The sequence below is a fragment of the Enterobacter sp. 148H3 genome (assembly GCF_034107425.1).
GTDB lineage: Bacteria > Pseudomonadota > Gammaproteobacteria > Enterobacterales > Enterobacteriaceae > Enterobacter > Enterobacter vonholyi.
Genome location: NZ_JAWNEI010000031.1, coordinates 1 through 9,340 on the forward strand (window position 1 = coordinate 1; position 9,340 = coordinate 9,340).

Here is a 9,340-nt window from a genome sequence, read left to right on the forward strand (position 1 = left end):
GCTATGCATAGCAACTGACTAGAAAATCAACTTTGTTAAAAATCGATTTTGTGAGGGAACATATATGGCACAAAAAAAAAATTATTACGATAGGTTTTAATATGGCTGACGAAAGTGCAGAATACAGTGCTTTTGATAACAACATTTCTCTTTTAGACTGGGATGTTATTCTTATAAGACCTGATATATATAGTTATATCAATAGGAAGGAGTCGACATTCCAAGGAAACCCCTGTTTATCAGATAATGACTCCTTTAAATTAAAAGCTCAGTCTGAGCACTGGCGTAGAGAAATTAAAACAGCCGTAGAGCATGGGAAATTAGTAATAGTTTATTTATGTGATAAAACACCTGTTTCTATGGCTACTGGAGAAAAACGCACATGTGGAACTGGCAGAAATCAAAAGGTGACAAGAATAGTAACAAGTTATGATAACTATCAGTTTGTTCCCTGTGAATTAGCGCTAACAAGCGGCAAGGGTAGGGAAATGAAACTTTCCAATAATGGTTCTCAGATAGTATCATCTTACTGGAAACAGTTTTCTGCTAAATCAACCTATACTGTTACTATTGAATCTAATAATACAACGAAATTGATACTCACAAAAAACGGAGATAAAGAAGTTGGTTCTTTAATTCGGAGTGATAATAGCAATGGAGCACTGCTATTATTACCAGACATGAATTTTTATCAGGATGAATTCATAAATGATGAAAATGAATGGACAAGTAAAGGTGAGTTGTTTGCTAAAGAACTGATACGAGAAGTGGTATTAATGGCAAAATTGATCAACTCAAGCGGGGATATAAGTCCTCCACCAAATTGGGTTGAGTCTGAAAAGTTCATGCTAAAACAAGAAATTACTGCCTTTGAGAGTCTTTTGAAAGTAGAAGAGAAGATACAGGCCATCCAGAAAGAAAAGGAGCAGATACTAAGCCAAACAAAAGATCTTGCCCGCCTTAGAAATCTTCTGTTTGAAAAAGGCAAGCCACTTGAGCATGCTATTATTGAGTCATTGATGCTAATGGGTTTCAGTGTTTCACAATTTGATAATGGCGAGTCTGAATTTGATGCTGTTTTCGTTTCTGAAGAAGGACGATTTATCGGTGAGGCCGAAGGCAAAGATAACAAAGCAATTAACATAGATAAACTTCGACAAATAGCACTTAATATACATGAGGATCTTAAGCGCGATGAAGTTATGGTACCAGCCAAATCAGTATTGTTTGGAAATCCTTATCGTTTAGAACCTATCGAAAGCAGAAAGGAACCATTTACCGATAAATGTATTGCTTCAGCACAAGCCAGCTCAACAGCACTAATATTTACGCCAGACCTGTTTTTAATTGCTAAATATCTTAAAGAAAATAAAAACAAATCTTTTGCAAAGAAATGCAGACAATCAATATTTAAAACTGTAGGCAGGGTTGTATTCCCACAGTTACCCAAAAAGAAAAGCGACATAGCGAGACCTTCAGCAGAGACTTTTTCTGAATAATAAAAAGAGTGGCACAGTTAGTGCCACTTTATATAAATTAAAGTAGAAATGAATTATACATTAATTTGAATGCTTATTTAGAATTTTCTCAGCTTGACCTAGGAGCAGGTTACGTTCAATGACATCCTGAAGGATTTTCTGCGTGAGCTGCTATCAGAATCACTCGATGGTGAATCTAAGTGACGGGAATATTATCATAGCCAAAGTTCGGAGGGTACAAGTTGCTGCTACAACCATGTAAATGTTCATTAGAATTTTCTAATCATTAGCTCAATACAAATGAAAATATATTGAAAGGGCCGCTGCGAAAAGATCTTGCGCAACGACCTCTTTAGCATAACGCGATTGTACAAAATTAATTACATGCTCCGTTCGCATTCAGCCAAAAATAATAAATTACTGGCAGTGATATGAATCATATAGCTGCAGAGGTGTTCTTCTACTTGACTAACCTCAGCTCCTTGCCCATGACCAGCTTCCTTATTCCGTATTGTAGGAATACCTGAATCAAGCATATTATTAATAGCACTCATTTGGTTTTGTAGATATTGCGGAATCAATCCATTTTTGAGACAGCCATTTATCAGATCTTTAGCGGTGGCTTTTTTAGGATCAAAATGCCAGCTTCTTTTAATATGAATTGCTTTCATTAAACTTTCAAAAGACTTCAGACAGTCAACAAGGCATTCTTTATAATTTCCATGCCTGTAGTGTTCGTGAGCGGAAAGGAACTCATCGGACGCTCCGTCATAAGCATCTGATTCTCTTAGCAAAGATAGGGCAGGCTTAACAACATCACTATGAATATATTGTGAGTCTACACGAATGATAGTGGACTCGATATATTGATAACCAGTAGTGTCCTCTTTAATTCTGTGATTAAGCTCTTCGATAGCATCTTTAATTTTTCGTGGAGATAACCGGTTTCCTCTATCATCGATATAATTGAATGAATCTTTTTGAACAACAAGTTCTAAATATCTAAAGCTTAGTTCAACAAAGTCAAGTTGCTCGTCAGTATCTGCTTTATTGAGGAACCAGCCGATAAGATCCGAACGAGCATTATTTTCATTATTCAACGTGAATCGGCCATATTCTCTACATAAAGCATTACGCAAAAAATCATATTCATTTTCATCATGATAATTTCGGCGATTATCAGAGTACCTGTCTAAGATGTCGAATATAATTTGCAGTATCTGTGTTTTTAGTTTTGCTGATAATTCATCATACTGGTAAACATCAGTGTTCCCACCATTATTCTTCTTCTTCCTAGTGGAATACAGTTCAATTATTGCCATCTTCGACCCTTTTTCTGCTCATTCCGACAGACTGCGGTATGTTGTACGAATCCCCTCCGCTAAGCGTTTTGGAGTTCTGTGGAATCCGAAATGTACCCCGATTTCTCAAGGCTTTCCTCTATTTATCATATCATTGAAGCAATCCTTTGAAAGCAGTGATCGCTGTGGTAAGACTGTAGCGCGGACATACCTATTTGGTCAGAGACGGACATCTCAATTTAGCTACTACAATATTGGTGCGCATAACAAAGATTATGTTAAATAAAGTCAATATATGATTAAATATCAATAATTTATCACCATCCACATCCCTTTTCTTGCCAATGAATCTATTGCGGAAGCTTGAGGAACAGAGTGCGTTCCTGAGTTTTCGATGCCTTAAAGCCATGGTGAAGATAAAAGTTTTTGGCTTCTTCAGTCAGTGCATGAACCATAATCGCACGGACTCCAATATTATCAGCTACACGGTAACAGCGCAGAACTGCATCATGCAGTAAATCGGCCCCGAGCCCTTGACCACGGAATGAAAAATCGACTGCTAGGCGAGCAAGTATGATTACGGGAATTGGATCTGGCATATTGCGCCTGAGGCTTCCCGTTGCTTCCACGTGGTTAACGCTGCCGGTGGCCAGGGAGTAAAAACCGACAACCTGTTTAGTGTCTGTTTTACAAACGACGAACGTTCGTGCTGCGCCAAGAGCCTGGTTTTTTAATCCTCTCTGTTTAAGCCAGTCATCAAGTACAACCTCACCACTGACGAACTCTGCTAGTTGATGGGCGCTGGATAACGGTTCTGGTGCTGTTACAGGTCCCACTGAGGTTTCCTTGCCAGGAGTTTATTGATGGCAGCGTCATCCGCGACTGGCGCATCGAGCATATCGATAAACTCAGCATACTGCTCATCGTTAAAATTGAATACGCGACGATCGAGGATCACATTCTCAGCAGCCTGGCACGCCATTTCAAGGATAAAGTCCGTGCGTGACTTATGAAGGATTTCTGCAGCAGCATCGATAAGTGCTCTTTGAGACTCCTTGGCTCTGAGGTTGAGCTGGACATCTGATTTCATGAGTGTGCTCCTTGTATAGCAATTGCTTTACAAGCATATCACAATGATATTGTATAGCAAACGCTATACACTCGCACCAAGAGGTACCTGTAATCCCTCTGCTCCTATTAAACGCTTTTTCTCTTCCCTATAGTCCCGCGACGAACCACACACCAACAGGCGAATGTGCCCAATGGAGAGGCGTGCCCTGAGCATCAAGATCTGCGTTTTAGTCTCCAGTAAAGGGGGGTACATGATTTACATGTAATCAATTGCAATAGCAAACGGGAAAATATTCTTGAGGCTACGGGGAAGTGCAGCCTCAGTGATATGACTGTGGAAAGCGGTTTATTATTTCTTTGCTGCTCGAATCAGGCCGTCAAGCCATTCCTGATGACCATTAAGCATTGGGTTAGGCCGGGTATTTGCCAGATCTTTTGCGGGAACACCGTTCTGTGTTTCCTGCGTTAAGATACGGACCCTGTGACCGGAAAGATCCTCCAGTAGCCACGCATGATGGACATCGAGTCGTTGAGCGGTATCTTTTTCACCGGCCCATCCGTGCCATGCCAGACGAGCAGGTTTACCTTCAGCGGGTGGAACAAACTCCACAACCTGAGCTTCAACTGGGAAACCAAACGTGCTGAAGTAGAAGCGAACACCATTTTCCAGTTCTGGACCTTTGTTGTCATAAAAGCGCACATCGGCGGAATTTTTATAGTATTCCGGCCATAGCAATGGCTGACTCAGGAGTGGCCAGACATCATTGACGTTAAGACCTGAGATGATCATTTCATTAGAAACAAAGTTATCGGTAAAACCGGGAACAAAGCCTTCTGGCCAGTTAATCGCGTTCATAAATTTCTCCATTTGCTAAAGTTGAGAGCACTGCGTTTGCCGTTACGGCAGTAACGTGATGACAGTGATTATTGGCACAGTGGAGTTATAAGGCGAATTGTAATTTATTATATTCTTAATAAGATAACTTATATCAGGGCGCGGTAGGTTGGCTTACTTCTGCGCATAAAGCACGAATCCACTGATGACTTGGATCACGATGGGTTCGCTCATGCCAGGCCATGCTCTTGGTAAAGCCGGGTACTTTCAGGGGCAAAGGGAGAATGATGAGATCGTTGTTAGTCAGTACCATGCGGTGAGGTACAACAGCAATCATATCAGTCACTCGCAATATATCAGGTATCACCTGAAAACTATTAACTGACATCCCTACTCTTCGTGTCAGACTGAGCTTAGCCAGTGCTTCATCTGTAACACCCGTGAAGTTTCCGTCCGAAGACACCAGAATATGCTCCTGCTTGCAAAATTGATCGAGCGTCATTTTTGAACTCGCAGCCAGAGGATGATGACGTCGTGCTACGCAGACATAATGTTCTTCATAGAGCGCTCTTCCATGCAGGTCTTCGGGGGTTGTTTGCGGTGTTACCAAAGCCAGATCAACTTCACCCCGAGACAACTGCTGATACATTCGCTCATTGTCCACGGACCGCACGGCGATTTTAATATACGGTGCACGTTGTTTCAGCTCAGCCATCAACGGAACGACAACAGCCTTAAGTGCATAGTCCGTTGCGACGATGGTATAAGTCAGTTCCACCGTCATGGGATCAAATTTATTTGGTTTCAGCAGGATAGCGATATCGGTGAGGATTTTTTTTACCGGCGCAGAAAGTTCATTGGCCCGCATAGTGGGGACCATACCGTGGCTGGTGCGAACAAAGAGTGGATCGTCAAAGTAATCACGCAAGCGAAAAAGCATACCACTGACGGCAGGCTGCGTCAGGGAGAGGCGCTGTGCAGCACGAGTAACGCTTCTCTCATCCAGTAATGCATCAAGGGCCTTAAGAAGGTTAAGGTCGAGGGTTCTGATATCATTTTTCATAATGAACTAGCCTGAAAGATATTAAAATTTTAATTCAGGCTAAATGCTCGGGGAAAGGTTGTCTAGAAAGTTTCCGAGGGTTTTCCTTTGGGGTGAACTTCCATTCCTGGATGGTAAGCTTTGTACGGATAAGTCCGCTTTTCGCTCACAGTAGAGCTTCAGCTTCGTTAACACGTCCGCTCCGTGCCAGAAGCGAACCCGATAATTGAGGTAACCCCTAAGAGTTTCCATGTAAGCCAGGGTTTCTAAAAGAGCGAATCGCAGCGCCATTTGAGCGCTGGTAGCATCATCGATAAAAACTATCAGTGTGCATTTGGGCCACCTGCCCTCATACCAGTCATGAGGCGAGCCATCAATCTGGATCAGTTCACCGTAGGATGGACGTCGCATGCGGCGCTGATTTATTCGGGCATGTTTACGACGGCGTTCACGCCATATTCCTTCCCCTACCATCCACTTTCTGAGAATTTCTACGAATAAACACAAGCCGTATATCTCGCGCAATTTCTCACAGGCAAGAGTTGGTCAAGAACCAGCGTAGCGGTCTTTGAGGAGTGATATTACCGTCGTTCTAAATGCGGAAGTAAAAGCGTTATTTGGACGTTTTCCACGTCTGCGGGATATAATACAAACAGGACATTCATTTCTGTATCGATGCACCAGGCGTTTAACCTGACGGATTGAGACCACAATACGTATCGCGGCTTGTTCCTGGGTGATGTGACGGCTGACTGGCTCCTGAATAATCTGAAGCCTGTCGAGTTACTTATGGCTCATTGTAACTGTCTCTTTGATCATGAAATTTCCCCCAGAAATCGCCTGGGGACATTTTAGAATGGTTCAAAGGGAAAATTACAGCTTGGCGTTAACACGGTACTTACAATCGTTGTCTCTCGCTCATGATAGCGAGACACTGCTGAGGATCCTCACTTAAAGCTTTTTTTTCTTGGATATCAAGCTTCTTCCAGGTATTGAACATTTTTTCACCAAGGGCAGGAATATAGTGATACTGACGGAGTGCATATTCAGAATTCCCTCCTTCCACAAGTTTCTCCATGTCACGCAAGAACATTTCCTGATCGTTATGATCAATGGTACAGAAGACCGAGCGGTAGTAGCTTTCCTCTTCTGCCGAGTAGTGAGGTTGAAGCCAAAATACGACAGCAACGGCCATAACAACGATAGGTAGAGCGAAATATAATTTCTTTAACATTGAGGTATTGTGCTAGTAAAAAAAGAGGAGAAGTATAACCACTATGCAATGCTAATGTAACGACACCGACAACCATACATCATAACTGATTAGATTTTAACCACCTCCTTCTCAGCAGCAGAAATCTTCGTAGGTTGTTGAATACTGGCTTACTCCATTTGATGAAGCAAAGTTACGCGCAAAGCATTAATTTTCAAGGAGTAAACATTCTCACCCCATGCTCCCCAATCACCCCAAGTACTGATGACCTTTGTTACCAGTCATGTCGCCTATGTTTCTCTGTTCAGGTGAGTTTGTTAGGATTGGCGGCCTGGTAATTATCGGAACAGATGGGAATGACAGAGCTGATAACAATTGACTCGGTGGACAGTACTAATAATGAAGCGAGACGGATTGTCCAGCATACCGGGAACATGAATTTCGCGCTTTCCGCACGCGAGCAGACTGCCGGTAAAGGGCGATACAACCGCAAATGGATTTCGGCACCAGGGAATATCGCGGTCACTATTGTTGTTCCTCTTCCGGATGACAGGACATCACTACCTACGCTTTCTCTCGTCGCAGGGATAGCCATACATGATGCGCTGTCTCTTATTATTCGTGATGCTGAGGTGCAGATAAAATGGCCGAACGATATCCTGATAAATGGAGCCAAAGTTAGTGGAACACTGATTGAAGCCGATCCAAGAGCCATTTATGTAGGCATCGGCATTAACATGACTGCCGATAATCTGGGTCTGGAAAACATCGCTGCGGGACTTGCTGGCTTCACGGATAAAGATGCTCAGGATGTCCTCCATAGCCTGTTACATCGCTGGGATGACTATTTTTCTCTCTGGAAAACTTATGGATTCAGCGTGCTGCGGAGTTCCTATGAAGGGAGAATGAAAGGGCTTAATCAAATGACTGAGATTTCACTTGATGCAGGAAAAACGCAGATAGTTTCCGGTATCTGTAGGGGCACTGATACGGAAGGCCGGATACTGCTTGAAACCCCAGATGGTGTGGTGAAGGCGTGGAATTACGGAGACGTATTGTTCCATAACTGATGCTGTTGGGTAGGCCTAACAATGACTGACCAGTTCCAGAAAACAGGACTGCAACGCTCGCTTAGCCGTTAAGGTAAACAGACAGTTCAATGAGGTTGAGATCCGGATCGCGAAGATAAACGGACTCAATCTCCCCGCTGGCACCAGTTCTTCTTACAGGCCCTTCTTCAATCTTAACGTCGTGAGCATTGAGGTGGGCAAGCAGTTCTGCGATTGTTCCATGAACAATAAAACATAAATCCAGCGAACCTGGCACCGGCAGATGCGCCTTTGGCTCTATTTCCCGGCCGTATTCATGGATATTGATTTTCTGTTGACCAAATCTCAGTGCTGTCCTGCCCGCTCCGAATCGAACAACTAACATACCGAGTACGTCTGAATAAAAATCGACACAACCCTGCATATCACGTGTTGTGAGAACAAAATGGTCTAAATGAGAAATCATACTGATAAGCCTTTCGTTTGTTCAAAAACCGACGGGATCTTCCAATAAGATACGGCCATTCATCACTAATGGCACGTCTGATTTGAATCTGCCACGGGAAATCCCGATGTTTCTTTTAGCACCTTAGCCCACCGCGCTTTCGCGGAATATAGGTTGTGGTCACATCAGTGGGTGAAATGACAAGTGAAATTTGGCAGGAAAAATGATGATCCTGCATCACCTTCTTAAACAGTTTTTGCAGTCTCTTTATGAGATACCCCGCACCGTCATTTACGGATTCAGATTTTGACATGACCTGGTCTTCATGTCCGGCAAAGACCTGCATATATGAACAGAAGAGGATGAAAGAGATGTATAACCTCTTGATCGCAAGAATGCCACCAGAGAATCATCTAGGTCACACTCCCCCTCAGAAAATTCTAGATAAATCAACACACTGTAATTTACTACTTTCATATGAATGTGATGACCTCATGGTGGACTGACCCCACAACAGTAGACATTTCCTGTCCTCACAACGAGGCCTGTTCGAAGGCCTCCGGACTGACGCCGCCGAGGTGACAGTGGCGCCGGGCCCGGTTGTACAACACTTCAATGCAATCGAAGATATCCGCCCGGGCCAGCTCCCGGGTTATGTATATTCTCTTCCTGATGCGTTCTTTTTTCAGTGAACTGAAGAACGATTCGGCCACCACATTATCCTGGCAGTTGCCACGCCGGCTCATGCTCGGGGCCAGGTTATTGTCCAGGCAGAAGCGCTGCCAGTCGTCACTACCGTACTGACTACCTTGATCGCTATGTACGATGACCTCGCCGTCCGGTTTTCGGCGCCAGACCGCCATCATCAGCGCGTCGAGCGCCAGTTCGCGCTAGAGAGTGGGTTTC

Annotated in this window: 9 protein-coding genes and 2 pseudogenes; 2 read left to right on the forward strand and 9 right to left on the reverse strand. The window is 43.4% G+C overall.

All coding sequences use genetic code 11. The annotated features are described in order from the left end of the window. The first annotated feature begins 101 nt into the window (after positions 1-101). Positions 102-1,499, forward strand: a complete 1,398-nt coding sequence (locus USH94_RS22170) for a hypothetical protein (protein WP_146749052.1) — start codon at positions 102-104, stop codon at positions 1,497-1,499. Positions 1,500-1,858: 359 nt separating this feature from the next. Here USH94_RS22170 and USH94_RS22175 read toward each other — a convergent pair whose 3' ends face one another. From USH94_RS22175 to USH94_RS22205, 7 genes and pseudogenes are all read right to left on the reverse strand, one after another. After that, positions 1,859-2,800, reverse strand: a complete 942-nt coding sequence (locus USH94_RS22175; protein ID WP_181574068.1) for an STM4504/CBY_0614 family protein — start codon at positions 2,798-2,800, stop codon at positions 1,859-1,861. A 329-nt stretch (positions 2,801-3,129) separates the two neighbouring features. Next, the gene (locus USH94_RS22180) at positions 3,130-3,615 is read right to left on the reverse strand and encodes a GNAT family N-acetyltransferase (RefSeq protein ID WP_111966124.1); all 486 of its coding nucleotides are present in this window, start codon (positions 3,613-3,615) and stop codon (positions 3,130-3,132) included. Further along, entirely contained in the window at positions 3,603-3,869 is a 267-nt protein-coding gene (locus tag USH94_RS22185) for a DUF1778 domain-containing protein (protein WP_032640030.1), read from the reverse strand. The genes USH94_RS22180 and USH94_RS22185 overlap by 13 nt, the downstream gene beginning before the upstream one ends. A 330-nt stretch (positions 3,870-4,199) precedes the next feature. Next, positions 4,200-4,706 (reverse strand): polyketide cyclase, encoded by a 507-nt coding sequence (locus USH94_RS22190; protein ID WP_043016095.1) that lies wholly within the window; start codon positions 4,704-4,706, stop codon positions 4,200-4,202. 133 nt (positions 4,707-4,839) lie between these two features. Next, entirely contained in the window at positions 4,840-5,748 is a 909-nt protein-coding gene (locus tag USH94_RS22195) for a LysR family transcriptional regulator (RefSeq protein ID WP_111966123.1), read from the reverse strand. A 72-nt stretch (positions 5,749-5,820) separates the two neighbouring features. After that, positions 5,821-6,495 (reverse strand): annotated as a pseudogene (locus USH94_RS22200) (transposase); the annotation flags it as partial. A gap of 130 nt (positions 6,496-6,625) precedes the next feature. Beyond that, complete coding sequence (locus USH94_RS22205; protein ID WP_111966122.1) at positions 6,626-6,961, reverse strand: hypothetical protein; 336 nt, start codon at positions 6,959-6,961, stop codon at positions 6,626-6,628. A gap of 335 nt (positions 6,962-7,296) precedes the next feature. Here USH94_RS22205 and USH94_RS22210 point away from each other — a divergent pair, with 335 nt between their 5' ends. Further along, on the forward strand, positions 7,297-8,010 hold the full coding sequence (locus tag USH94_RS22210; protein WP_181574067.1) for a biotin--[acetyl-CoA-carboxylase] ligase: 714 nt from the start codon (positions 7,297-7,299) through the stop codon (positions 8,008-8,010). Positions 8,011-8,071: 61 nt separating this feature from the next. Here USH94_RS22210 and USH94_RS22215 read toward each other — a convergent pair whose 3' ends face one another. Together USH94_RS22215 and USH94_RS22220 are read right to left on the reverse strand one after the other, a co-directional pair. Then, positions 8,072-8,455: a VOC family protein gene (locus USH94_RS22215; protein ID WP_111966120.1), complete on the reverse strand. Its 384-nt coding sequence runs from the start codon at positions 8,453-8,455 to the stop codon at positions 8,072-8,074. A gap of 512 nt (positions 8,456-8,967) precedes the next feature. Continuing rightward, a pseudogene (locus USH94_RS22220) lies at positions 8,968-9,324 on the reverse strand (DDE-type integrase/transposase/recombinase); the annotation flags it as partial. Positions 9,325-9,340: the final 16 nt, after the last annotated feature.

Coding starts and splice junctions, on each gene's coding strand:
- USH94_RS22185 (WP_032640030.1), bottom strand. CDS start 3,869: ATGAAATCAGATGTCCAGCTCAACCTCAGAGCCAAGGAGTCTCAAAGA.
- USH94_RS22195 (WP_111966123.1), bottom strand. CDS start 5,748: ATGAAAAATGATATCAGAACCCTCGACCTTAACCTTCTTAAGGCCCTT.
- USH94_RS22170 (WP_146749052.1), top strand. CDS start 102: ATGGCTGACGAAAGTGCAGAATACAGTGCTTTTGATAACAACATTTCT.
- USH94_RS22215 (WP_111966120.1), bottom strand. CDS start 8,455: ATGATTTCTCATTTAGACCATTTTGTTCTCACAACACGTGATATGCAG.
- USH94_RS22190 (WP_043016095.1), bottom strand. CDS start 4,706: ATGAACGCGATTAACTGGCCAGAAGGCTTTGTTCCCGGTTTTACCGAT.
- USH94_RS22205 (WP_111966122.1), bottom strand. CDS start 6,961: ATGTTAAAGAAATTATATTTCGCTCTACCTATCGTTGTTATGGCCGTT.
- USH94_RS22175 (WP_181574068.1), bottom strand. CDS start 2,800: ATGGCAATAATTGAACTGTATTCCACTAGGAAGAAGAAGAATAATGGT.
- USH94_RS22210 (WP_181574067.1), top strand. CDS start 7,297: ATGACAGAGCTGATAACAATTGACTCGGTGGACAGTACTAATAATGAA.